Origin of the sequence: Cedecea sp. VD22, assembly GCF_037150195.1 — a bacterium.
In the GTDB taxonomy this organism is placed as follows: Bacteria; Pseudomonadota; Gammaproteobacteria; order Enterobacterales; family Enterobacteriaceae; genus Cedecea.
This window is the reverse complement of sequence record NZ_JBBCPX010000004.1, coordinates 113,479-135,492: the sequence shown is the minus strand read 5'-3', so window position 1 is coordinate 135,492 and position 22,014 is coordinate 113,479. Positions and strand designations below refer to the sequence as shown.

Here is a 22,014-nt window from a genome sequence, read left to right as displayed (position 1 = left end):
AAAATAGCGACTTCAGCACTGTAACAGGAGTTAAACATGATTTCAGGATTACCGGCGCTTAGCCACGAGCAGCAGCAGCAGGCCGTCGAGCGTATTCACGAACTGATGGCCGACGGCATGAGCAGCGGCGAAGCCATCGCCCTGGTAGCCAGTGAGATTCGTGCCTCGCATACCGGGGGTAACGTCGCCGTACGCTTTGAAGATGAAGACGGCGAAGAAGAAGACCCGCAGGACTAGCCGGGCCTTAGCGACTTAACGTTACACCGCCGCGATGATTTTGATTTCCACTTTGTAGCGCGGGTTCATCAACTTAGCCTGTACGGTGCAGCGTACCGGCGCTTTACCCGCCACGACCCACTCATCCCACGCTCTATTCATCGCCGCAAAATCTTCGCCATCCGGCAGGAAAATCGTTGCATCCAGAATGCGGGTCTTGTCGCTGCCGAGTTCGGCCAGCAGGGTGTCGATTTGCTGCAGGGTATTTGCCGTCTGCTGGTAGGCGTCAGCATCCAGGTTTTCCGGGACGCCGGTGTAGTACACGGTCTGGTTATGGATAACCGCATCAGACCAGCGGGCTTCAGGTTTAATACGCGCAATACTCATGGCAACTCCTTAACAACAAACGATATGTGCGGCACAGACTGCCACAATCCGCCACCCGGTGCCACCGCCTGGCTGGATAAACCTCGCCGGGGCTGACATAATCACTGGCAATTTAACCAGGGGGTAACGTGACGGACGATTTTGCAGCAGACGGCCAACTGGCTAAGGTCATTCCGGGCTTCAAGCCGCGTGAAGCTCAGCGTGAAATGGCGGAGGCCGTAACCCGGGCGATTCAAGCCGGCGGCGAGCTGGTGGTAGAGGCCGGTACCGGTACAGGGAAAACATACGCTTATCTTGCCCCCGCGCTGCGTTCTGGCAAAAAAGTCATTATTTCTACCGGCTCAAAAGCGCTGCAGGATCAGCTGTTTTCTCGCGATCTGCCGACGATATCCCGTGCGCTGAAATTTACCGGCCGCGTGGCGTTGCTGAAAGGGCGCTCTAACTATCTTTGCCTGGAAAGGCTGGAGCAGCAGTCGCTGGCGGGCGGTGATTTGCCCGTGCAGGCGTTAAGCGACGTGATGCATTTGCGCGGCTGGGCCAGCGAAACCGTGGATGGCGATATCAGCACCTGTGGGTCCGTCGCCGAAGATTCCACCGTCTGGCCGATGGTCACCAGCACCAACGATAACTGTCTGGGGCAGGATTGTCCGCAGTATCAGGACTGCTTTGTGGTCAAGGCGCGTAAAAAGGCGATGGATGCCGACGTGGTGGTGGTGAACCATCACTTGTACCTGGCCGACATGGTAGTGAAGGAGAGCGGCTTCGCGGAGCTTATTCCCGAGGCTCAGGTGACAATTTTCGATGAAGCCCACCAGATCCCGGATATCGCCAGCCAGTATTTTGGCCAGTCTATCTCCAGCCGGCAGTTGCTGGACCTCGCCAAAGACATTTCTATTGCCTACCGCACGGAAGTCCGTGACGCGCAGCAGCTGCAAAAAAGCGCCGACAGCCTTGCCCAGCGCACGCAGGACTTCCGCCTGCAAATAGGCGACCCGGGCTACCGGGGGAACCTGCGGGAGCTGCTTGCGGACGCGAATATCCAGCGTTCGCTGCTGCTGCTCGATGATGCCCTGGAGCTGTGTTATGACGTGGCAAAGCTTTCTCTTGGCCGCTCGGCGCTGCTGGATGCCGCATTTGAACGCGCGGTAATTTACCGTGGGCGAATTAAACGGCTGAAAGAGATTAATCAGCCGGGCTACAGCTACTGGTATGAATGCAACGCCCGCCACTTCACGCTGGCCCTGACGCCCCTGTCCGTGGCCGACAAGTTTAAGGAAGTCATTCGTGAAAAAGCGGGCTGCTGGGTCTTTACCTCGGCCACGCTTGCGGTGAATGACAATATGAGCCATTTCACCGAGCGGTTGGGAATCGACGAAGCAGAAACCCTGCTGCTTGCCAGCCCGTTTGATTACGCTAAACAGGCGCTGCTGTGCGTGCCGAGAGGGCTGCCGACGCCCAATCAGCCCCACGCTGGCCGTCACCTGGCTAACCTGTTGCGCCCGCTCATTGAGGCGAACAACGGGCGCTGCTTTATGCTCTGTACCTCCCACGCCATGATGCGCGACCTGGCGGAACAGTTCCGGGCTACCATGACGTTGCCCGTGCTGCTGCAGGGGGAAACCAGCAAAGGCCAACTGCTGCAGCAGTTTGTTGAGGCCGGTAACGCCCTGCTGGTGGCGACCAGCAGCTTCTGGGAAGGCGTAGACGTGCGCGGCGACGCGCTCTCCCTGGTTATCATCGACAAACTTCCCTTTACCTCGCCGGACGATCCGCTGCTCAAGGCTCGCATGGAAGATTGCCGCATTCGCGGGGGCGATCCATTTGACGATGTCCAACTGCCTGACGCGGTGATCACCCTTAAGCAGGGTGTCGGTCGCCTCATCCGCGATGTGGAAGACCGTGGGGTCCTGGTTATCTGCGATAACCGCCTGGTCATGCGTCCGTATGGCGCTGTTTTCCTTAACAGCCTGCCGCCCACGCCGCGTACCCGGGATATAAATCGGGCAGTTGAGTTCCTCAATGCCTCTGGTGCGCAGTAATTTGTGCCAGGCTATGGTATGATGCGCGCCGTTTTTTGACCTTATCTCCGCCAGAGGTTGGCAAGCCCATGCGAATTTTAGCCATCGATACCGCAACAGAAGCCTGTTCTGTTGCCCTGCAAAACGACGCGGCGTCCTACGCCCATTTCGAACTCTGCCCGCGTGAGCACACGCAAAGAATTTTACCGCTGGTCAAAGAGATCCTGAACCAGGGCGGGATTACTTTGTCTGAGGTGAACGCACTTGCCTACGGGCGTGGGCCGGGCAGTTTCACCGGTGTGCGCATTGGGATTGGGATTGCGCAGGGGCTGGCGCTGGGTGCTGAGCTGCCGATGATTGGCGTTTCAACGCTGGCGACAATGGCTCAGGGCGCATGGCGCAGAACGGGCGCCACCCGCGTACTCGCCGCAATAGATGCCCGCATGGGCGAAGTTTATTGGGCTGAATATGAGCGTGACGAGCAGGGCGTGTGGCACGGTGAAGCAAGCGAAGCCGTCCTTAAGCCTGAAGACGTTGCCGGGCGGTTGAAGCATCTGAGCGGCACCTGGGCTACAGTCGGAACAGGCTGGCAGGCCTGGCCTGATATGGCGAAGGATAGCGGACTTTTGTTGCAGGACGGTGAAACTACGCTGCCTGAAGCTGGAGATATGCTTCCTCTGGCGCAGCAGGCGTTTAGCGCCGGCAAAACCGTCGCCGTCGAGCATGCGGAGCCTGTCTACCTGCGTAACGAAGTCACCTGGAAAAAGCTACCTGGCAGAGAGTAAGACCGACCCCGCTAAACGGCGGGCAGGTTAAGGAGATGAGGTATGGCTGTTTGTAATGTCAAAAAATGCAGCTGGCTGCTGGCCGCCGCTGCGGCGCTGGTCCTGAGCGGCTGCGTGAGCGTGCCGGATGCAATTAAAGGGACTTCCGCGACCCCACAGCAGGATCTGACGGCGGTGATGAGTGCGCCCCAGCTCTATGTCGGGCAGGAAGCGCGCTTTGGCGGGCGAGTGGTGAACGTGGACAACCTGAAGGGCAAAACTCGCCTGGAGATTGCCACCGTCAGCCTCGATGAAGGTGCCCGTCCGGCATTGAATGAGCCTTCGCAAGGGCGCATTTATGCCGACGTCAATGGCTTCCTTGATCCGGTAGATTTCCGCAATCAGTTGGTGACCGTCGTCGGGCCAATTACCGGCACGGCAGAAGGTAAGATTGGCCAGACACCCTATAAATTCATGACCATGCAGGCGACGGGATACAAGCGCTGGAACGTAGTCCAGCAGGTCGTCATGCCGCCGCAGCCGATCGATCCGTGGTTCTGGGGCGGGCCTTACCCGTATCGCCACCATTACGACATGTGGGGCGGCGGCTGGTACAATCCGGGGCCTGCACAGGTGCAAACCGTTGTAACCGAATAATCTGTTGTTTTTAAAATGTTTTCAAACAGCGGCCTGGCCGCTGTTTGTTTTTATCCAGGACGGATGAAAAAATTTAGTGATGTGCTTCGCAACCTTTAATCAGGCTAATTAATAAACTGGTACGCTGAGTTAATATTATGTTAACGAAATGTATTCCCTGGGGTTGTGATGACGACAAATAATAATTTCAGAGGTGGATCCTTGAATAAGGTTTGGCTTAACCGCTACCCGGCCGACGTTGCGGCTGAAATAAATCCCGACCGCTATCAATCCCTGGTTGATATGTTTGAGCAGGCTGTCACTCGCTACGCTGACAAACCCGCTTTTATCAACATGGGGGAGGTGATGACCTTCCGCAAACTGGAAGAGCGCAGCCGGGCATTTGCCGCGTACCTTCAGCAGGGGCTGGGCCTGAAAAAAGGCGACCGCGTGGCGCTGATGATGCCAAACCTGCTGCAGTATCCTGTCGCGCTGTTCGGCATTCTGCGCGCCGGTATGGTGGTGGTTAACGTTAACCCGCTCTATACTCCGCGAGAGCTGGAGCACCAGCTGAATGACAGCGGGGCCAGCGCGATTGTGATCGTGTCAAACTTTGCCCATACGCTGGAGAAAGTGGTCGAAAAAACCCAGGTGAAACACGTCATCCTGACTCGACTGGGGGACCAGATCTCCGGGCCGAAGGGGACGCTGGTTAACTTCGTGGTGAAGTACATCAAACGTCTGGTGCCGAAATACCATCTGCCGCACGCCATCTCTTTCCGTCGGGCGCTGCAAAGCGGTTACCGCATGCAGTACATCAAACCTGAAATTATCAATGGCGATTTAGCCTTCCTGCAGTACACCGGCGGCACAACCGGCGTAGCTAAAGGCGCCATGCTGACGCACCGTAATATGCTGGCCAACCTCGAGCAGGTCAGGGCGGCATACAGCCCGCTACTGCACGAAGGTAAAGAGCTGGTGGTGACTCCGCTGCCGCTGTACCACATTTTTGCTCTGACCATTAACTGCCTGCTGTTTATCGACATGGGGGGGCAGAACCTGTTGATTACCAACCCACGCGACATTCCGGGACTGGTAAAAGAGCTGGCAAAATATCCTTTCACTGCCATGACCGCCGTGAATACGTTGTTTAACGCGTTACTGAATAACAAAGAGTTCCAGCAGCTTGATTTTTCAAGCCTTCACCTCGCTGCGGGCGGCGGTATGCCCGTCCAGCACGCTGTTGCCGAACGTTGGGAAAAACTCACGGGCCGCTTCCTGCTTGAAGGCTATGGCCTGACGGAATGCGCACCGCTGGTCAGCGCGAACCCGCATGATATGGATTATCACAGCGGATCTATTGGCCTGCCGGTGCCGTCCACCGACGTGAAGCTGATAGACGATCAGGGCAATGAAGTACCGCCCGGTGAGCCTGGTGAACTGTGCGTTAAAGGCCCGCAGGTAATGCTGGGCTACTGGCAGCGACCGAAAGAAACGGATGAAATCCTTAAAGACGGCTGGCTGCGCACCGGGGATATTGCGGTAATGAACGAAGAAGGCTTCATGAACATCGTTGACCGCAAAAAAGACATGATCCTCGTTTCCGGCTTCAACGTTTATCCGAACGAAATTGAAGATGTGGTCATGCAGAACGAAGGCGTGCTTGAAGTCGCGGCGGTGGGGGTTCCTGCCGGGGTGAGCGGTGAGCAGGTGAAAATCTTTGTGGTGAAAAAAGATCCTGCCCTGACGGAAGAGGCGCTGATCGCCTTCTGTCGTCGCCAGTTAACCGGCTATAAAGTGCCTAAACTGATTGAATTCCGCACGGAACTGCCAAAATCGAACGTCGGGAAAATTTTACGACGAGAACTGCGTGACGAAGCGGGCAAGACAGGCAACAATAACGCCTGAGCTCCAAGTCACTCGTCCTGATGCCGGTTCGCCGGCATTTTTTATGGGCGCAACCTAAGAGAACTGAATTTGACTTACCAGATGATTACTACCGATGAAGGGCTGGCCGCCGTATGCCAGGCCGCTCGTCAGTTCCCCGCGCTGGCGCTGGACACCGAATTTGTTCGCACCAGGACCTACTACCCTCAGCTGGGGCTGATCCAGCTTTATGACGGCCAGCAGGTTTCGCTGATCGATCCTTTAGCCATCGGCGACTGGTCGCCGTTCAAGGCGTTGTTGCAGGATCCTGACACCATCAAGTATCTGCATGCGGGCAGCGAAGATCTCGAAGTCTTCCTGAATGCCTTTGGCATGCTGCCTGATCCGTTTATTGATACGCAAATTCTGGCGTCCTTTACTGGCCGCCCGCTGTCCTGCGGCTTTGCCACTATCGTTGAGTCTTACACCGGCATTGCGCTGGATAAAAGTGAATCCCGCACCGACTGGCTGGCGCGTCCGCTCACGGAGAGGCAGTGTGAATACGCCGCGGCAGATGTGCTTTATTTGCTGCCTATCGCTGAGAAACTGATGGCCGAAACGGAAGCGGCGGGCTGGATAGGCGCGGCTCTCGATGAGTGCCATCTGATGTGCTCCCGTCGTCGCGATCAGCTCGATCCGGAAGAAGCCTGGCGCGAAATAGGCAATGCCTGGCAGCTGCGTACCCGACAGCTGGCCTGCCTCAAGAAGCTGGCGGCCTGGCGCTTGCGTAAAGCCCGCGAGCGCGACATGGCGGTGAACTTTGTCGTCCGCGAAGAAAACCTGTGGCAGGTGGCGAGATACATGCCTGGCTCGTTGGGCGAACTGGACTCGCTTGGCCTGAGCGGCAGCGAAATTCGCTTCCACGGCAAAACGCTTATCGCCCTGGTGGCCGAGGCGCAGGCGCTGCCGGAGAGCGACCTGCCGCAGCCGCTGCAAAACCTGGTGGATATGCCGGGCTACCGCAAAGTGTTTAAGGCCATTAAAGCCCTGGTGCAGGAAGTGAGCGAGGCTAAAGGGCTGAGCGCCGAATTACTGGCCTCCCGCCGCCAAATCAATCAGCTGTTAAACTGGCACTGGAAATTGAAACCGCAAAGCGTGGCACCGGAATTAATTAGCGGCTGGCGGGCAGAATTAATGGCAGAAGCGTTAACGAAATTGCTGGCGGAATACTGATTATTTATATGACCTGGGAATAATTACAGTATTGTTCTCAGGTTTGAATATATTGGCAAGCTGCAACAAGAATGAGCTTAATAAACGTTAAGTGACTGCGTAAAAATAAAACCCCCTGACAAATGCAGGGGGTTTTTTATTCATGCCGACTTACTGGCTTCTTCCGCTTCCGGGAGCGTCACGTTCAGCTCCAGAATCGAAATATCTCCATCCCGCTGCTCGAGCTGGACGCTGACCATTTCCGGGTCAATTTGCACGTATTTGCAAATCACGTCGAGAATGTCCTTGCGCAGCTGCGGCAGGTAATGCGGTTCCGCATCGCTACGGCGACGCTCAGCTACGATGATCTGTAAACGCTCTTTCGCGATGTTGGCGGTGTTCTTTTTTCGTGACAGAAAAAAGTCGAGTAATGCCATAACTTATCCTCCGAACAGGCGTTTCAGGAAACCCTTCTTCTCTTCTTCAATGAAGCGGAAAGGGCGTTCTTCGCCGAGCAGGCGTTCCACGGTATCGGCGTAGGCTTTGCCTGCATCCGATTCACCGTCAAGAATCACCGGCTCGCCCTGGTTGGACGCACGCAGCACTGACTGGTCTTCAGGGATAACGCCAACCAGCGGAATGCGCAGAATTTCGAGCACATCTTCCATGCTCAGCATATCGCCTTTATTGACGCGACCTGGGTTGTAGCGGGTCAGCAATAAATGCTCTTTAATCGGCTCTTCACCGTTTTCAGCGCGGCGGGATTTGGACGACAGAATGCCGAGGATTCGGTCTGAGTCACGCACCGAGGAGACTTCCGGGTTGGTGGTAATGACCGCTTCATCCGCGAAGTACAGCGCCATCAGCGCGCCGGTTTCGATACCTGCCGGGGAGTCACAAACGATAAACTCGAAGTCCATGTTTTCCAGGTCTTCCAGCACCTTGGCCACGCCTTCGCGGGTCAGAGCGTCTTTATCGCGGGTTTGTGAAGCAGGCAGGATATAGAGCTGTTCAGTGCGTTTATCGCGGATAAGCGCCTGATTCAGCGTGGCATCGCCCTGAATCACGTTAACGAAATCGTACACAACGCGGCGTTCGCAGCCCATGATCAGGTCAAGGTTACGCAGACCAATGTCGAAATCAATAACGACGGTTTTTCTTCCCTTTTGGGCCAGCCCCGTAGCGATGGCCGCGCTGGACGTGGTCTTACCGACGCCCCCTTTACCCGATGTAACAACAATAATGCGTGCCATAAAGGATTTCCTTGTTAAAAGGGCTTAATTCAAAGATTGAACGGAGAGCGCACCACTCGCCAGATTCAGGCGAGCCGCTTTTCCATAATAATCGGCTGGGATCTGCTCGCTCAGCCAGTACTCGCCCGCAATAGAGACAAGCTCTGCTACCAGGTTAGTACAAAATATTTGTGCATCACGATCGCCGCTTGCACCAGCCAGCGCACGGCCACGCATCATGCCGTAAATATGAATATTACCATCTGCTATCAGTTCTGCACCGGCGCTGACGTGATTGGTCACAATCAAGTCACAGTTTGGCGCATAAATGCGCTGCCCGGAACGGACCGGAGTATCAATTAAACGCGTTTTTGTGATCGGTGTAACATCCGGCGCGGTGACCACCACGGGCTCAGCAGGTGCGGCTTTTGGCGTTCTTGCGGCCTTTTCTTTCCCTTCGGTCAGCAAGGGCAGGCCAGCACGCTCAATTTCAGCCTTTAAAGCTTCATCTTTACAGCCGCTGATACCCACCACGCGCAGGCCGGTTGCGGTAACGGCCTGTTGTACTTTCTTCCAGTTGACGGAACCATCGAGACTGGCGACGTTAACGACCACCGGGGCATTCTTTAAGAATGCGGGAGCCTGGGCGATTTTATCTTCCAGAGCCTGGCGAATAACCTCAGGTTGTGCATCATGCAAATGAACCACAGATAAGGTAAAACTGCTGCCCTTTAACTCGATTGGCGTGTTTGACATCCTGGCCTTACTCAATTCAGTTTCAATCCCCACTATTGTGGGACGATATTCCGAAGTACACCAGGCATGTTATAGTCCAGCTTATATTCAGGCAAGCCACTCGCTGGCGAAAATAGAGTAAAAAAAATGTTTTGTGTGATCTACCGAAGTACTAAACGTGACCAGACATATCTTTATGTCGAAAAAAAAGACGATTTCTCCCGAGTGCCGGAAGAGCTGATGAAAGGCTTTGGCAAACCGGTCCTGTCGATGCTGTTGCCGCTGGACGGCAGTAAAAAACTGGCCAATGCCGATTTGGATAAAGTGAAACAGGCGCTGGAAACTGAGGGCTATTATTTACAGATCCCACCTCCGGTAGAAAGTTTGCTGACTATGCACCTGGAAAAGAGTCCTAAAAAATAAATTTCGGACTGAAGGTAAATCTTTTCCATGCTTTCACACGGAGAATGTGTGAAACACATTATTGAAGAAATGATGATGAAAAATGCAGCTTTGCGTTATACCTTCAGCGCCTTAATTCTTTCCAGCGGGGCCGGTTATCTTCCCGCTGCTGAGGCGACTCCCACAGCCGCCTCAGTTCCTCAAACTAGCCCGCGTCAAACTGCCACGCTCGCTGAGCAAGGGCGAAATCCCGCTGAATTTCCGGCTTATGTCGAAAAATTAAAACAACAAGCCAGAGCAAAGGGCATCAGCAATGCGACGCTGGCAAAAGCCTTTGCCAATATTCATTTTGTCGATCGGGTCATTCAATCCGATCGCAATCAGCTGGAAAAGAAAATAACGCTGGATGACTATTTAAACCGCGTTATTACTCCCGTCAAAATCAAACAGGCGCGTAGCCTGGCCCGCCAGCACCGGGCAGAGCTGGAAAAAGTCAGCGCCAAAAGTGGCGTGCAGAGTCGCTACATCGTCGCGCTGTGGGCAATGGAAAGTAACTTCGGCAAGCTGCAGGGCAAAGAGGATGTCATTTCTGCTTTAGCGACGCTCGCATTTGAGGGCCGTCGTGAAGCCTTTTTCACCAACGAGCTGATGGCGGCGCTGAAAATCATCCAGCGAGGTGATGTCAGCGCGACGCAGATGAAAGGCTCATGGGCCGGGGCGATGGGGCAGAACCAGTTTATGCCGAGTTCGCTGCTGCGCTACGGCAAAGACGGCGATGGCGACGGTAAAATTGATATCTGGAATAACACCCGAGACGTTTTCGCTTCCTCGGCAAACTACCTGGCGGTAGAGGGCTGGCAGCGTGGTGGGGCGTGGGGCTATGAAGTGAAACTGCCCACGGGCTTTAATACTTCGCTGCTGGGCACAAGCCAGGGGCAGGGCAAGTCCGTGGCCCAGTGGAAAAAACTAGGCGTGACGCTGCCAAAAGGCTCCCATCTTCCAGCGTCGTCAAAGAAAGCCTGGCTGGTGAAGCCAGACGATGGTTTGGATCGTTCGTTCCTGGTCTATAACAACTTCCGCACCCTGATGCACTGGAACCGTTCTTACTACTTTGCCATTAGCATCGGCAAAATGGCGGACGCCATCGCAGATAAATAAGGCACGCTTAGAAACACTTCCCCGGTATTCAGCAGGCATTTTTTTATCTAGTATCAAAGGCAGTTAACACACACGACACAGAGGAAAGGCATGTATCAACATCATAACTGGCAGGGTGCGCTGCTTGATTTTCCGGTAAACAAAGTAGTCTGTGTTGGCAGCAACTATGCCAAACATATTAAAGAGATGGGCAGTGCGACGCCGGACGAGCCGGTGGTGTTTATTAAGCCTGAAAGTGCCCTGTGCGATATTCGCCAGCCGCTGGCGTTACCACAGGAATTCGGCTCCGTGCATCATGAGGTAGAGCTGGCCATTCTGATCGGCTCAACCCTTAAGCAGGCAAGTGAAGAGCACGTGCAAAAAGCCATCGCCGGCTATGGTGTTGCGCTGGACCTTACGCTGCGCGATCTGCAGGCCAAACTGAAAAAAGCAGGCCAGCCGTGGGAAAAAGCCAAGGGCTTCGATAACTCTTGCCCAATTTCCGGGTTTATCCCTGCGGCACAGTTCACTCACGACCCGCAAAATACCCCTCTGGAGCTGAAGATCAACGGTGAAATTCGCCAGCAGGGCAATACCGAAGACATGATCCACAAGATCGTGCCGCTGATTGCCTATATGAGCAAGTTCTTCACCCTGCGTGCGGGGGATGTGATCCTGACCGGTACACCGGAGGGCGTAGGCCCGCTGCTTAGCGGCGATGAGCTGGAAGTGAGCTTTGCAGGTCACAGCCTGACGACGCGCGTTTTATAAACAATTTGCCGCTTCAGGGCGGCAAAACTTGCATCCGGGTGTCAGACTGTTTATAAGGTGCAGCTTAATTTTTAAATGCAGGAACCGCTATGACACCCACTCCTTTTTGGCAAAGTAAAACTCTCGACGAAATGAGCGACGCCGAGTGGGAATCCCTGTGCGACGGCTGCGGCCAGTGCTGCCTGCATAAGCTGATGGACGAAGACACCGACGAGATTTATTTCACCAACGTCGCCTGTAAGCAGCTCAATATCAAAACCTGTCAGTGCAAGAACTACGCCCGTCGCTTCGAATACGAGCCGGACTGCATCAAACTCACTCGCGACAATTTGCCGACTTTTGAGTGGCTGCCGCACACCTGCGCTTACCGCCTGCTGGCCGAAGGCAAACCGCTGCCGGAATGGCACCCGCTAATCACTGGCTCAAAAGCCGCCATGCACGGTGAGCGCATTTCCGTGCGTCATATCGCGGTGAAAGAGTCAGAGGTTCGCGACTGGCAGGATCATATCCTCAACAAGCCCGAGTGGGCTGACTAGCGTATTTCGATGCTGGTCGGTAATGAGAATAAATCCTTTATATAACCAATCTTGTGATAGGATAGACTTTCAATAACCAAAATAAGAGAGTTTTTATCCTGAATTTAACATTCCAGTGTCCGTCATGTGGCGGATCGCAGTATCGCACCTCCCCCTACGATGTCCGAGAATCAAATCCCCATGGCGCAGTCTGTATCTTTTGCAAATCCGCAATGCAGGCGTCCGCTCATCGTCCATCAAATGCGACCTTCTCCGGTTTTAGCCCGCTGGGGCAACAGTCTTTGGCTTCTTCCCAGCCGCGCTGTTAAGATTCCGTCCTCAAAGGAGGAAAAATGAAAAAACTAACAACCATCATGAGCCTATTGTTGCTCAGCGGCTGTGCGACGGCAGAGCGTGAGGCACCGAAGCCTCCGCACAGCATAGGCATGGCGAACCCGGCTTCGGTTTACTGCCAGGCCAAAGGCGGGAAATCTGTGATGGTGAAAACGCCTGAGGGCGAAAGAAGTGACTGCCTGCTGCCAGGCGGGGAAAGAATTGATGAATGGGCTCTGTACCGGCGCGATCATTCCTGAAAAAAATAACCCACCGAAAGGTGGGTTATTTGTCTAACGTGTTTGTTAACTTAGCGGCCAAACAGATCGCGACGCTTAGGTTTGAAGAACTGGGCAATCAGCACCAGAACCGCGATTACCAGGAACACGGCGAAGATCCCGAGCAGCCACTGCACCATATCCAGCGACAGGAATTCCCACTGACGAACGGAGCAGTCACCGTTGGCAACAAAGACCTGCGGCAGCCATTTATCCAGCGGCAGCCAGCTTGGGAAGCGAGCGAAGAAATCACAGGTCACAAATGGGGACGGGTGAAGCTGCAGCATGGTGTGCTCCCATGCCAGCTGAACGCCTTTCCCTGCGCTGTAGAGCCAGATGGCCAGGGCGCCATAGCGAAGCGGGCTTTTAGGCGCTATCGCGCCCACGATGCCTGCCCCCATCACGCCAAACAGCGCGCAACGTTCATAAATACACATCACACAAGGTTTCAGCCCCATAACGTGCTGGAACCACAATGCCACCATCTCAAGCGCAAATGCCGTAAAGGCTAAAAGCAGCCAGGCGGTGCGCCCAAGAGAGCATTGGTTTAAATATCGCAACATAATCAGTTTCCCTGCAGCATGCGTAGAATCGGCAGTGTAAACCAATTCCCTTTTTGCGCCAGTAGCGCAGATGAAAATAACGCAGTAATCGGATGTTTATAAGGAAAAAATTTGTAACGGGAAGCGGACTTCCCGTCAAATTGCCTTAGTGCGGTGCAAGCAGCGTATCAGGCGTCATTAGCCAGCCACTGTCCAGCATCCATTGTGTAGCAGGCGTCAGGGTATATTCCACACATAGCAGGCCCACAAGGGTCAGAACCAGCGTGTAGGGCAGCGCCATCACAACCATGCGGCCGTAAGAGAGGCGAATCAGCGGCGCCAGCGCCGATGTCAGCAGGAACAGGAACGCCGCCTGGCCGTTTGGCGTTGCCACCGAGGGCAGGTTTGTGCCGGTATTGATAGCCACCGCCAGCAGTTCGAACTGCTGCATATTGATGGCACCATTCTGCAGTGCAGTTTTCGCCTCGTTGATATAAACGGTGCCGACAAAGACGTTGTCGGAAATCGAGGAGAGCAGGCCGTTAAAGATATAAAACAGCGACAGCTGGGCGTGCGGAGAGGCATCGAGCACGTACTGAATTATCGGGCTGAACAGATGCTGGTCGATGATAACCGCCACGATAGTGAAGAAAACGGTCAACAGGGCGGTAAACGGCAGCGCTTCGGTGAAGGCTTTGCCGATAGCATGCTCGTCGGTAACCCCGCACAGCGATGTCGCCAGAATAATCACCGACAGGCCAATCAGGCCGACTTCTGCCAGATGGAAGGCCAGAGCGATAATCAGCCAGACGCCAATCAGCGCCTGGATCAGCAGCTTCATCTTGTCCTGCTTTGTTCGCTTCCTGGTGCTCTGAGCATCAAAGTCATACAGGATCCCACGCACTTTTTCCGGCAGCGTTTGTCCGTAGCCGAACACTTTAAAACGTTCCAGCAGGATGCAGGTGAGCAGGCCACAAATCAGCACCGGCACGGTCACCGGCATCATGCGCAGGAAGAAATCGCCGAAGTGCCAGCCAGCGTTTTTAGCAATGATCAGGTTTTGCGGCTCGCCAACCATGGTCATTACGCCGCCCAGTGCGGTACCGACGCCAGCGTGCATCATCAGGCTGCGCAGGAAAGCGCGGAATTGCTCAAGCACTTCGCGGCTGTCGCTCCGAATATGGCTGTCGTCCTGAACGTTGCTGTCATCCTGTGCTTCAGATGCTACGCGGTGATAGATGCTGTAGAAGCCCACGGCGACGCTAATGACAACGGCCACGACCGTCAAGGCATCAAGGAAGGCGGAAAGAAACGCGGCGGCGACGCAAAAGGCCAGCGACAGCGCAACTTTAGACCGGATCCCCAACAGCAGGCGGGTGAAGAGCAGCAACAGGAGCTGCTTCATGAAATAAATCCCGGCCACCATAAACATCAGCAGCAGCAGCACTTCGAGGTTTGAAGCAATTTCAGCACGAACGTGATCGGGGCTGGTCATGCCGACCAGCACGGCCTCAATGGCCAGCAGGCCACCCGGCAGCAGCGGGTAGCATTTCAGCGCCATCGCCAGGGCAAAAATAAACTCCACCACCAGCATCCATCCCGCGATAAACGGGCTGACAAACCAAAAGACTAGCGGATTAAGCACTAAAAAGAGAAGCAGCGTCAGTTTGTACCAGTCAGGTGATTGACCCAGAAAATTGCGGTACAACGCCCGCCCAAAGGACATTTCCATCGTATAGTTACCATTATCCGTTGTATTATGTTGATGTCTAAAAAGATAACGCTTCAGGGTACTCGTTTATGACGCACGCGATCAAGCCGAAGGAAATCCTGAGTTAAGGCGTTTATCGTCAAAATTCAACGCCGATCCCGCATTTGCGCGTCGCCCCCGCTATCTGGCGCGCATGGCATCTGGTATGATGAGTCCAATTTGCAAAACCTGAGTAATGGAAATCTTACTATGGTCATTAAGGCGCAGAGCCCAGCGGGTTTCGCGGAAGAGTATATTATAGAAAGTATCTGGAACAGCCGTTTTCCGCCGGGTTCTATTCTGCCGGCAGAGCGTGAACTTTCAGAACTGATTGGCGTTACCCGTACCACTTTACGTGAAGTGCTTCAGCGTCTTGCACGCGACGGCTGGCTGACAATTCAGCACGGGAAGCCAACGCGGGTGAACAATTTCTGGGAAACCTCGGGCTTAAACATTCTGGAAACGCTGGCTCGTCTCGATCACGACAGCGTGCCGCAGCTGATTGATAATCTGCTTTCGGTGCGAACCAATATCTCCACGATATTTATTCGTACGGCGATTCGTCAGTATCCAGATAAAGCGCAGGAAGTGCTGGCCACGGCTAGCAAAGTTGAAGACCACGCGGACGCGTTTGCCGAGCTGGATTACAACATTTTCCGCGGCCTGGCGTTTGCATCAGGTAACCCAATTTATGGGCTGATCCTGAACGGGATGAAAGGGCTGTACACCCGCATCGGGCGTCACTACTTCTCCAATCCTGAAGCCCGTAGCCTGGCGCTGGGTTTCTACCACCGCCTGGCAGAAATCTGCCAGCAGGGGCTTCACGAGCAGGTCTTTGATACCGTGCGTAACTACGGTCGCGAGAGCGGCGAGATTTGGCACCGTATGCAGAAAAACCTGCCTGGCGATTTGGCGATGCACAGTCGCTAGGCCAGCATAAAAAACGCTTCCCTCGGGAAGCGTTACAGACTGTTGACAAACCTCTGGTGATATAAGAAATAACAGAGGGCTCGTTAAAAAAACAGGAAAATCAATTCATTGATTTTTGGCTAATAACCACAAAGAGGGAAAAATCACGCTTTTTCCCTCTTTGTCAGCAACTTTAAACGCTTCCCTCGGGAAGCGTTTTTTTTCACTCTTACAGCGGGTTTCGCAGCGGGCAGCGCTCCAGCAGTTCCACGCTACCATCCGCATTTTGCTGCTCCAGCACGACATCAAAGCCCCACAGGCGATGCACATGCTTGAGCACTTCTCTGCGCCCTTTATCCAGTGGGGCGCGGTTGTGCGGGATGTAGCGCAGCGTTAGCGAACGATCCCCACGCAAATCTACATCCCAAACCTGAATATTCGGCTCGAGGTTGCTCAGGTTGTACTGGGCCGACAGCTGGGAACGTATTTCCCTGTATCCCTCTTCATTGTGGATGGCCGAAATTTCCAGGTAATTATTGCGGTCATCGTCCAGCACGGTGAACAGGCGGAAGTCGCGCATCAGCTTAGGCGAAAGGAACTGGCTGATAAAGCTTTCGTCCTTGAAGTCACGCATGGCGAAATGCAGCGTTTCCAGCCAGTCTTTGCCGGCAATATCCGGGAACCAGTAGCGGTCTTCTTCGGTCGGCGACTGGCAAATACGTTTGATATCCTGGAACATGGCGAACCCCAGCGCGTAGGGGTTAATGCCGTTGTACCACGGGCTGTTATAGGGCGGCTGGAACACCACATTGGTATGGCTGTGCAAAAACTCCAGCATAAAGCGGTCACTGACTTTGCCCTCGTCATACAGATGATTGAGAATGGTGTAGTGCCAGAAGGTGGCCCAGCCCTCGTTCATGACCTGGGTCTGTTTTTGCGGATAAAAATACTGGCTCACCTTGCGCACAATACGCAGGATCTCACGCTGCCACGGCTCCAGCAGCGGGGCATTCTTCTCCATAAAATACAGCAGATTCTCCTGCGGCTCCGAAGGGAAGCGGTGGGCGGATTCCGCGGCTTTTTCCTCTTCCTTACGCGGTAGCGTGCGCCAGAGCGTATTCACCTGGCTTTGCAGATACTCTTCGCGGCTTTTCTGGCGCGCTTTCTCCTCCTGCAGGGATATCTTCTGCGGGCGTTTATAGCGATCCACGCCGTAATTCATCAGCGCGTGGCAGGAGTCCAGCAGACGCTCCACCTCATCAACCCCGTAGCGCTCTTCACACTGCGTAATGTAATTTTTGGCGAAAATCAGGTAGTCGATTATCGAGCTGGCATCCGTCCAGCTGCGGAACAGGTAGTTGTTTTTAAAGAAAGAGTTGTGCCCGTAACAGGCATGCGCAATCACCAACGCCTGCATGGTGATGGTGTTCTCTTCCATCAAATAGGCAATGCAGGGGTTAGAGTTGATGACGATCTCATACGCCAGCCCTTGCTGCCCGTGCTTGTACAGGCGCTCGGTTTCGATGAATTTTTTGCCAAAAGACCAGTGCGGGTAGTTAATCGGCATCCCGACGCTGGAATACGCGTCCATCATCTGCTCGGAGGTAATGACCTCAATCTGGTGGGGATAGGTGTCCAGGCGGTAGAGCTTTGCTACCCGGTCAATCTCGGCCAGGTAAATGTCCAGTAGCTCAAACGTCCAGTCGGGGCCGTCACTCAGACGGGTGGGATCCTTTGTGGCGAAATCAGTTACGTTAGCCATCAGCGCGCCCTCATTGTTTTCGACTTTCTCTGGATGGAAAGCCTCACTCTCAAGAATAGACAACTCCTGAAAGATAGCGCCGACAAGTAAAATTTTTTCTTCGCGATTTATTGATCTCAATAGCGGGCTTTTAGCGCGTCACTCAGCATTTTATTTTGACGAAAATGTTTTCCCGTACAGGAGATGCTAATTATCCCGCTCCAGCGCTGGCGGGCAGGTTTGTGAGTTTAGTCACCATAATAAAGCCATATGTTGAATAACATATTCAACTGAGTTATCAATATGTAATCAGAAGATTATTCTTTTAGCTAATTGCGGAGCAGATATGCGTGTTGTGGTGCTGGGAAGTGGTGTCGTCGGCGTGGCGAGCGCCTGGTATTTACGTCAGGCCGGGCATGAAGTCACTGTCATCGATCGCGAATCAGGGCCGGCGCAGGAAACTAGCGCGGCCAACGCCGGGCAGATCTCTCCGGGCTATGCTGCTCCGTGGGCGGCTCCGGGCGTCCCGTTAAAAGCCATTAAGTGGATGTTTCAGCGCCACGCGCCGCTGGCCATCAGCCTCGACGGAACCCAGTTCCAGCTGAAGTGGATGTGGCAGATGCTGCGCAACTGCGATACCCGCCATTACATGGAAAATAAAGGCCGCATGGTACGCCTGGCGGAGTACAGCCGTGATTGCCTGAAAGAATTGCGCCACGCCACAGGCATCCAGTATGAAGGCCGACAGGGCGGGACGCTGCAGCTGTTCCGCACCGAGCAGCAGTATGAAAGCGCGGCCAAAGACATCGCCGTCTTGAAAGACGCAGGCGTGCCGTATGAGCTGCTGGAAGCCAGCCAGCTTAACCGCGTTGAACCCGCGCTGGCGGACGTAGCCCACAAGCTGACCGGCGGCCTGCGTTTACCGAACGATGAAACCGGTGACTGCCAGCTGTTTACCCAAAACCTGGCGCGGATGGCGGCGGAAGCCGGCGTTGAGTTTCGCTTCAATACGCCGGTTGATCGTCTGCTTTACGACAACCAGCAAATCAGCGGCGTACAGTGCGGCCAGGAAGTGGTGAAGGGGGATGCCTACGTCGTGGCATTCGGGTCCTATTCCACTGGTCTGCTCAAGGGCATCGCCGATATTCCTGTCTATCCTTTGAAAGGTTACTCCCTGACAATTCCTATTGCCGACGAACAGGGCGCGCCGGTTTCAACCATTCTGGATGAGACCTACAAGATCGCTATTACCCGCTTTGACAACCGCATCCGCGTGGGAGGCATGGCAGAAATCGTCGGTTTTAACACTGAACTGCTGCAGCCGCGCCGTGAAACGCTGGAAATGGTCGTCAGGGATCTCTATCCGCGAGGCGGGCACGTCGAGCAGGCCACGTTCTGGACCGGGCTGCGTCCGATGACGCCGGACGGGACGCCAATTGTAGGGCGCACGCCGTTCAAGAATCTCTGGCTTAATACCGGACACGGCACGCTAGGCTGGACAATGGCATGCGGTTCGGGCCAGATGCTGAGCGACCTGATCTCCGGGCGTACTCCGGCTATCCCAAGCGAGGATTTAGGCATCGCACGCTACGCGCCTGGCTTTACGCCACTGAGCGCCCGCCACCTTCACGGCGCACATAACTAAAAGGAGCCGTCATGTCCCGTCCTGTGGTAGCGACGCTGGATCTCAGCGCGCTGCGCAATAATCTTGAAGTGGTGCGCAGAGCCGCCCCGCGTTCGCGTGTCTGGTCGGTCGTTAAGGCCAACGCATATGGCCACGGTCTCGAGCGTATCTGGTCAGCGTTAGGCGCGACCGATGGTTTTGCCATGCTGAATCTCGAAGAGGCCATTTTGCTGCGTGAGCGCGGCTGGAAAGGGCCGATCCTGATGCTGGAAGGGTTCTTCCATGCCGATGAGCTGGCGCTGTTCGACAAATACCGGCTGACCACCAGCCTGCACAGCAACTGGCAGGTGAAGGCGATAGCCAACGCGAAGCTGAGCGCGCCGCTGGATGTTTATCTCAAAATCAATAGCGGGATGAATCGTCTCGGGTTTACACCCGACCGCGTACACGGCATCTGGCAAAAACTCCGTTCTATCCCGAATGTGGGCGAACTGACCCTGATGGCGCATTTTGCCGATGCCGAGCAGCCAGAAGGCATTACTGAGCCGATGAAGCGCATTGAACGGGCGGCGGAGGGAATTGACGCCCCACGCTCGCTGTCAAACTCGGCGGCTACGCTGTGGCACCCTGAGGCGCATTTTGACTGGGTTCGCCCGGGGATAATCCTTTATGGCGCCTCTCCGAGCGGGCAATGGCAGGATATCGCCACCAGCGGCCTTCAGCCGGTAATGACGTTGAGCAGCGAAATTATCGGCATTCAGAACCTGAAGGCTGGCGATACCGTGGGCTACGGCAGCCGCTACACCGCCAGCGGCGAGCAGCGAATCGGGATTGTGGCTGGTGGCTATGCGGACGGCTACCCACGTATTGCGGCGGATGGCACGCCGGTCATGGTGGATGGCGTCATGACCCGCCTGGTGGGCAAAGTGTCGATGGATATGATCGCTGTAGACCTGACGCCTTGCCCGCAGGCGGGTATCGGCAGCCCGGTTGAGCTGTGGGGCAAAAACGTCAAAATTGACGATGTCGCCAGCGCCGCGGGTACGGTTGGCTATGAGCTGATGTGTGCGTTAGCGCCGAGAGTGCCGGTGGTGATGAGTTAACGTTTATGCTTCTTATCCCCCCTCCGGGAAGGGAGAAGGGATAAGCCATGTTAACGCCATTTGTTTTCCCCCTCTCCCTCTGGGAGAGGGCCGGGGTGAGGCGAGACTACTCCTCTTCTTCCTCAGCCACCCGGACACCAATCTTACGCACCAGATTGTCCTCTTTCTCGGCCACCGTCCAAATCATTCCGGCAAACTCCACCTGGTCGCCAACCACCGGCGCGCCGCCGAGCATCCCCAGCACAAAATCACCTAACGATTGCTGCGTATCCACTTCTTCATCCAGCGTCAGGCCGTAAATGGTCGCCACGTCGGAGAACTGGGCGCTGGCTTCCAGAATAAAGTCGCCAAAGAAACGCTGATCCAAGTCCACCGGCGGCGACTGGCTAAACAGTTTCCCCAGCGCGGGAAGATCGCGTTCCCGGCCAATAACGCAAAGCACATCGCCTTCTCGCAGGCGGGTGCTGCCCGTTGGGTGAAGCAGTACGTTATTGCGGAACAGCGCGGCAATACGCGTTTCTTCTGGCATATGCAGGTCACGCAGGGCGGCACCCACGCACCATTTCTCTTCGCTTAGCTGGTAGACAAACTGTTCCCACGGATTGTCAGGATGAATATCCAGACCCACGCGCGAAACGGGCCAGCCTACTGGCGGCACGACGACTTTGGCTTTTTTGGCGGCCCAGCCCAGCGACGTGCCCTGGAGCAGCAGAGACACCAGCACCACAAAGAAGGCCACGTTGAAGAACAGGCGGGCGTTATCCAGCCCGGCCATCATGGGGAACACCGCCAGGATAATCGGCACTGCGCCTCGCAGCCCAACCCAGCTGATAAATACGCGTTCGCGCAGATTAAAACCGCGGAATGGCAGCAGACCGGCAAAAATCGACAGCGGACGAGCAAAGAAGATCATCCACGCGGAAAGCAGGAGAGCAGGGACTGCAATCGGCAGCAGATCGGACGGGTTCACCAGTAAACCCAGCACCAGGAACATGCCGATTTGCGCCATCCAGGCCAGGCCGTCGAAGGTTTGCAGGATCCCGAAACGGTTGCGAATCGGGCGGTTGCCCATCACAAAGCCGCACAGATAAACCGCCAGAATACCGCTGCCGTCCAGCGCCGTCGTGACGCCAAATACCATAATCCCGCCACTCAGGGCCAGCATCGGGTAAAGCCCGTGGGGTAAGGTTATCCGGTTAATCATTTGCAGCAGCAGATAGCCGCCGCCGAGGCCAAGCACAATCCCCAGGCCAAATTGCTGAATGATGTGCACGAGGAACAGCCAGCTCAGGCCGGTCTGGTGCTGCTGGATCATCTCAATCAGCGTGATGGTGAGAAACACCGCCATCGGGTCATTGCTGCCCGATTCAATTTCAAGCGTCGCGCCTACGCGTTCGTTCAGGCCTTTCCCACCGAGCAGGGAAAAGACCGCGGCGGCGTCGGTGGAGCCGACAATGGCGCCGATAAGCAGGCCGTCAATCAGGTTCAGGTTGAACAGCCAGGCGGCGGCAATCCCGGTCAGCCCGGAGGTAATTAATACCCCAACGGTTGCCAGCGAGAGCGCGGGGCCCAGCGCAACGCGAAACGAACTCGCCTGGGTTCGCATCCCGCCGTCAAGCAGGATCACCGCCAGCGCCAGGTTACTGATCAGGTAGGCAAAGGGATAATTATCAAACGGGATACCGCCAAGGCCATCGATCCCGGCCAGCATGCCGATAGCCAGAAAGATAACCAGAATGGGAATGCCCAGACGAGAGGAGAAAGAACTTAATAAGATACTGCAAGTTACCAGAACGGAACCCAAAATAAACAGACTGACAATCGCCCCTGCGTCCAAAATCAT

Annotated in this window: 22 protein-coding genes and 2 pseudogenes; 16 read left to right on the top strand and 8 right to left on the bottom strand. The window is 55.1% G+C overall.

Annotated elements, in window-relative coordinates; genetic code table 11:
• Positions 1-36: 36 nt before the first annotated feature.
• Positions 37-237: a YoaH family protein gene (locus WFK85_RS10805; protein WP_008454053.1), complete on the top strand. Its 201-nt coding sequence runs from the start codon at positions 37-39 to the stop codon at positions 235-237.
• 21 nt (positions 238-258) lie between these two features.
• Here the strand turns inward: WFK85_RS10805 and WFK85_RS10800 are convergent, their stop codons facing one another.
• Positions 259-603, bottom strand: a complete 345-nt coding sequence (locus WFK85_RS10800) for a RidA family protein (protein ID WP_008454054.1) — start codon at positions 601-603, stop codon at positions 259-261.
• 128 nt (positions 604-731) lie between these two features.
• On the opposite strand from WFK85_RS10800, the gene WFK85_RS10795 reads away from it, so the two are divergent.
• The 5 genes from WFK85_RS10795 (at position 732) to rnd (ending at position 7,120) form a co-directional block, all read left to right on the top strand.
• Positions 732-2,642, top strand: coding sequence for an ATP-dependent DNA helicase (locus WFK85_RS10795; RefSeq protein ID WP_008454055.1), 1,911 nt, complete (start codon positions 732-734; stop codon positions 2,640-2,642).
• Positions 2,643-2,710: 68 nt separating this feature from the next.
• Positions 2,711-3,406: a tRNA (adenosine(37)-N6)-threonylcarbamoyltransferase complex dimerization subunit type 1 TsaB gene (tsaB, locus tag WFK85_RS10790; protein WP_336708163.1), complete on the top strand. Its 696-nt coding sequence runs from the start codon at positions 2,711-2,713 to the stop codon at positions 3,404-3,406.
• 42 nt (positions 3,407-3,448) lie between these two features.
• Positions 3,449-4,042, top strand: a complete 594-nt coding sequence (locus WFK85_RS10785) for a Slp family lipoprotein (RefSeq protein WP_008454060.1) — start codon at positions 3,449-3,451, stop codon at positions 4,040-4,042.
• A gap of 201 nt (positions 4,043-4,243) precedes the next feature.
• Positions 4,244-5,929 carry a long-chain-fatty-acid--CoA ligase FadD gene (gene fadD / locus WFK85_RS10780; RefSeq protein WP_166991897.1) on the top strand — a complete coding sequence of 562 codons (1,686 nt, stop codon included), beginning with the start codon at positions 4,244-4,246 and terminating at the stop codon, positions 5,927-5,929.
• Positions 5,930-5,998: 69 nt separating this feature from the next.
• Positions 5,999-7,120, top strand: a complete 1,122-nt coding sequence (gene rnd, locus WFK85_RS10775) for a ribonuclease D (RefSeq protein WP_166991900.1) — start codon at positions 5,999-6,001, stop codon at positions 7,118-7,120.
• 140 nt (positions 7,121-7,260) lie between these two features.
• Here rnd and minE read toward each other — a convergent pair whose 3' ends face one another.
• The 3 genes from minE to minC are packed head-to-tail and all read right to left on the bottom strand — an operon-like array spanning position 7,261 to position 9,087.
• A complete protein-coding gene (gene minE, locus WFK85_RS10770; protein WP_008454068.1) occupies positions 7,261-7,536 on the bottom strand; it encodes a cell division topological specificity factor MinE in 276 nt (91 codons plus the stop codon).
• A gap of 3 nt (positions 7,537-7,539) precedes the next feature.
• Positions 7,540-8,352 carry a septum site-determining protein MinD gene (gene minD, locus WFK85_RS10765; RefSeq protein WP_336708161.1) on the bottom strand — a complete coding sequence of 271 codons (813 nt, stop codon included), beginning with the start codon at positions 8,350-8,352 and terminating at the stop codon, positions 7,540-7,542.
• Between the two features lie 24 nt (positions 8,353-8,376).
• Positions 8,377-9,087 (bottom strand): septum site-determining protein MinC, encoded by a 711-nt coding sequence (minC, locus tag WFK85_RS10760; RefSeq protein ID WP_008454072.1) that lies wholly within the window; start codon positions 9,085-9,087, stop codon positions 8,377-8,379.
• A 126-nt stretch (positions 9,088-9,213) separates the two neighbouring features.
• On the opposite strand from minC, the gene WFK85_RS10755 reads away from it, so the two are divergent.
• The 6 genes from WFK85_RS10755 to WFK85_RS10730 all read left to right on the top strand — a co-directional run bounded on the left by WFK85_RS10755 (position 9,214) and on the right by WFK85_RS10730 (position 12,484).
• Positions 9,214-9,489, top strand: a complete 276-nt coding sequence (locus WFK85_RS10755) for a YcgL domain-containing protein (RefSeq protein ID WP_008454073.1) — start codon at positions 9,214-9,216, stop codon at positions 9,487-9,489.
• A 75-nt stretch (positions 9,490-9,564) separates the two neighbouring features.
• Positions 9,565-10,626, top strand: coding sequence for a lytic murein transglycosylase (locus WFK85_RS10750; RefSeq protein ID WP_166992932.1), 1,062 nt, complete (start codon positions 9,565-9,567; stop codon positions 10,624-10,626).
• Positions 10,627-10,716: 90 nt separating this feature from the next.
• The gene (locus WFK85_RS10745; RefSeq protein WP_085540087.1) at positions 10,717-11,376 is read left to right on the top strand and encodes a fumarylacetoacetate hydrolase family protein; all 660 of its coding nucleotides are present in this window, start codon (positions 10,717-10,719) and stop codon (positions 11,374-11,376) included.
• A gap of 89 nt (positions 11,377-11,465) precedes the next feature.
• On the top strand, positions 11,466-11,912 hold the full coding sequence (locus tag WFK85_RS10740) for a YcgN family cysteine cluster protein (protein WP_008454079.1): 447 nt from the start codon (positions 11,466-11,468) through the stop codon (positions 11,910-11,912).
• Positions 11,913-12,007: 95 nt separating this feature from the next.
• The gene (gene ymcF, locus WFK85_RS23630) at positions 12,008-12,220 is read left to right on the top strand and encodes a cold shock small protein YmcF (protein WP_442892277.1); all 213 of its coding nucleotides are present in this window, start codon (positions 12,008-12,010) and stop codon (positions 12,218-12,220) included.
• A gap of 24 nt (positions 12,221-12,244) precedes the next feature.
• Positions 12,245-12,484: a putative hemolysin gene (locus tag WFK85_RS10730; protein WP_008454082.1), complete on the top strand. Its 240-nt coding sequence runs from the start codon at positions 12,245-12,247 to the stop codon at positions 12,482-12,484.
• 50 nt (positions 12,485-12,534) lie between these two features.
• On the opposite strand, the gene dsbB is transcribed toward WFK85_RS10730, so the two are convergent.
• On the bottom strand, positions 12,535-13,065 hold the full coding sequence (gene dsbB, locus WFK85_RS10725) for a disulfide bond formation protein DsbB (protein ID WP_008454083.1): 531 nt from the start codon (positions 13,063-13,065) through the stop codon (positions 12,535-12,537).
• A 145-nt stretch (positions 13,066-13,210) separates the two neighbouring features.
• Positions 13,211-14,776: a sodium/proton antiporter NhaB gene (nhaB, locus tag WFK85_RS10720; protein WP_166991903.1), complete on the bottom strand. Its 1,566-nt coding sequence runs from the start codon at positions 14,774-14,776 to the stop codon at positions 13,211-13,213.
• 228 nt (positions 14,777-15,004) lie between these two features.
• Between nhaB and fadR the strand changes: the two genes are divergently transcribed.
• Entirely contained in the window at positions 15,005-15,724 is a 720-nt protein-coding gene (fadR, locus tag WFK85_RS10715) for a fatty acid metabolism transcriptional regulator FadR (protein WP_008454089.1), read from the top strand.
• A gap of 208 nt (positions 15,725-15,932) precedes the next feature.
• Here the strand turns inward: fadR and WFK85_RS10710 are convergent, their stop codons facing one another.
• Positions 15,933-17,465, bottom strand: coding sequence for a SpoVR family protein (locus WFK85_RS10710; RefSeq protein WP_008454091.1), 1,533 nt, complete (start codon positions 17,463-17,465; stop codon positions 15,933-15,935).
• A 325-nt stretch (positions 17,466-17,790) separates the two neighbouring features.
• Here WFK85_RS10710 and WFK85_RS10705 point away from each other — a divergent pair, with 325 nt between their 5' ends.
• The 3 genes and pseudogenes from WFK85_RS10705 to WFK85_RS23625 all read left to right on the top strand — a co-directional run.
• Entirely contained in the window at positions 17,791-19,089 is a 1,299-nt protein-coding gene (locus WFK85_RS10705) for a D-amino acid dehydrogenase (RefSeq protein ID WP_008454094.1), read from the top strand.
• An 11-nt stretch (positions 19,090-19,100) separates the two neighbouring features.
• Positions 19,101-20,171 (top strand): catabolic alanine racemase DadX, encoded by a 1,071-nt coding sequence (gene dadX, locus WFK85_RS10700; RefSeq protein WP_336708156.1) that lies wholly within the window; start codon positions 19,101-19,103, stop codon positions 20,169-20,171.
• A gap of 40 nt (positions 20,172-20,211) precedes the next feature.
• Positions 20,212-20,343, top strand: a pseudogene (locus tag WFK85_RS23625) (hypothetical protein); the annotation flags it as partial.
• Here the strand turns inward: WFK85_RS23625 and WFK85_RS10695 are convergent.
• A pseudogene (locus WFK85_RS10695) lies at positions 20,296-22,014 on the bottom strand (potassium/proton antiporter); the annotation flags it as partial. The pseudogenes WFK85_RS23625 and WFK85_RS10695 overlap by 48 nt on opposite strands.

Bases quoted from the DNA above. Each gene is read 5' to 3' on its own strand.
- tsaB (WP_336708163.1), top strand. From the start codon at position 2,711: ATGCGAATTTTAGCCATCGATACCGCAACAGAAGCCTGTTCTGTTGCC.
- dsbB (WP_008454083.1), bottom strand. From the start codon at position 13,065: ATGTTGCGATATTTAAACCAATGCTCTCTTGGGCGCACCGCCTGGCTG.
- WFK85_RS10785 (WP_008454060.1), top strand. From the start codon at position 3,449: ATGGCTGTTTGTAATGTCAAAAAATGCAGCTGGCTGCTGGCCGCCGCT.
- WFK85_RS10730 (WP_008454082.1), top strand. From the start codon at position 12,245: ATGAAAAAACTAACAACCATCATGAGCCTATTGTTGCTCAGCGGCTGT.
- nhaB (WP_166991903.1), bottom strand. From the start codon at position 14,776: ATGGAAATGTCCTTTGGGCGGGCGTTGTACCGCAATTTTCTGGGTCAA.
- WFK85_RS10750 (WP_166992932.1), top strand. From the start codon at position 9,565: ATGAAAAATGCAGCTTTGCGTTATACCTTCAGCGCCTTAATTCTTTCC.
- WFK85_RS10805 (WP_008454053.1), top strand. From the start codon at position 37: ATGATTTCAGGATTACCGGCGCTTAGCCACGAGCAGCAGCAGCAGGCC.
- WFK85_RS10800 (WP_008454054.1), bottom strand. From the start codon at position 603: ATGAGTATTGCGCGTATTAAACCTGAAGCCCGCTGGTCTGATGCGGTT.
- minC (WP_008454072.1), bottom strand. From the start codon at position 9,087: ATGTCAAACACGCCAATCGAGTTAAAGGGCAGCAGTTTTACCTTATCT.
- minD (WP_336708161.1), bottom strand. From the start codon at position 8,352: ATGGCACGCATTATTGTTGTTACATCGGGTAAAGGGGGCGTCGGTAAG.
- WFK85_RS10740 (WP_008454079.1), top strand. From the start codon at position 11,466: ATGACACCCACTCCTTTTTGGCAAAGTAAAACTCTCGACGAAATGAGC.
- fadR (WP_008454089.1), top strand. From the start codon at position 15,005: ATGGTCATTAAGGCGCAGAGCCCAGCGGGTTTCGCGGAAGAGTATATT.
- WFK85_RS10755 (WP_008454073.1), top strand. From the start codon at position 9,214: ATGTTTTGTGTGATCTACCGAAGTACTAAACGTGACCAGACATATCTT.
- dadX (WP_336708156.1), top strand. From the start codon at position 19,101: ATGTCCCGTCCTGTGGTAGCGACGCTGGATCTCAGCGCGCTGCGCAAT.
- WFK85_RS10705 (WP_008454094.1), top strand. From the start codon at position 17,791: ATGCGTGTTGTGGTGCTGGGAAGTGGTGTCGTCGGCGTGGCGAGCGCC.
- minE (WP_008454068.1), bottom strand. From the start codon at position 7,536: ATGGCATTACTCGACTTTTTTCTGTCACGAAAAAAGAACACCGCCAAC.
- WFK85_RS10745 (WP_085540087.1), top strand. From the start codon at position 10,717: ATGTATCAACATCATAACTGGCAGGGTGCGCTGCTTGATTTTCCGGTA.
- WFK85_RS10710 (WP_008454091.1), bottom strand. From the start codon at position 17,465: ATGGCTAACGTAACTGATTTCGCCACAAAGGATCCCACCCGTCTGAGT.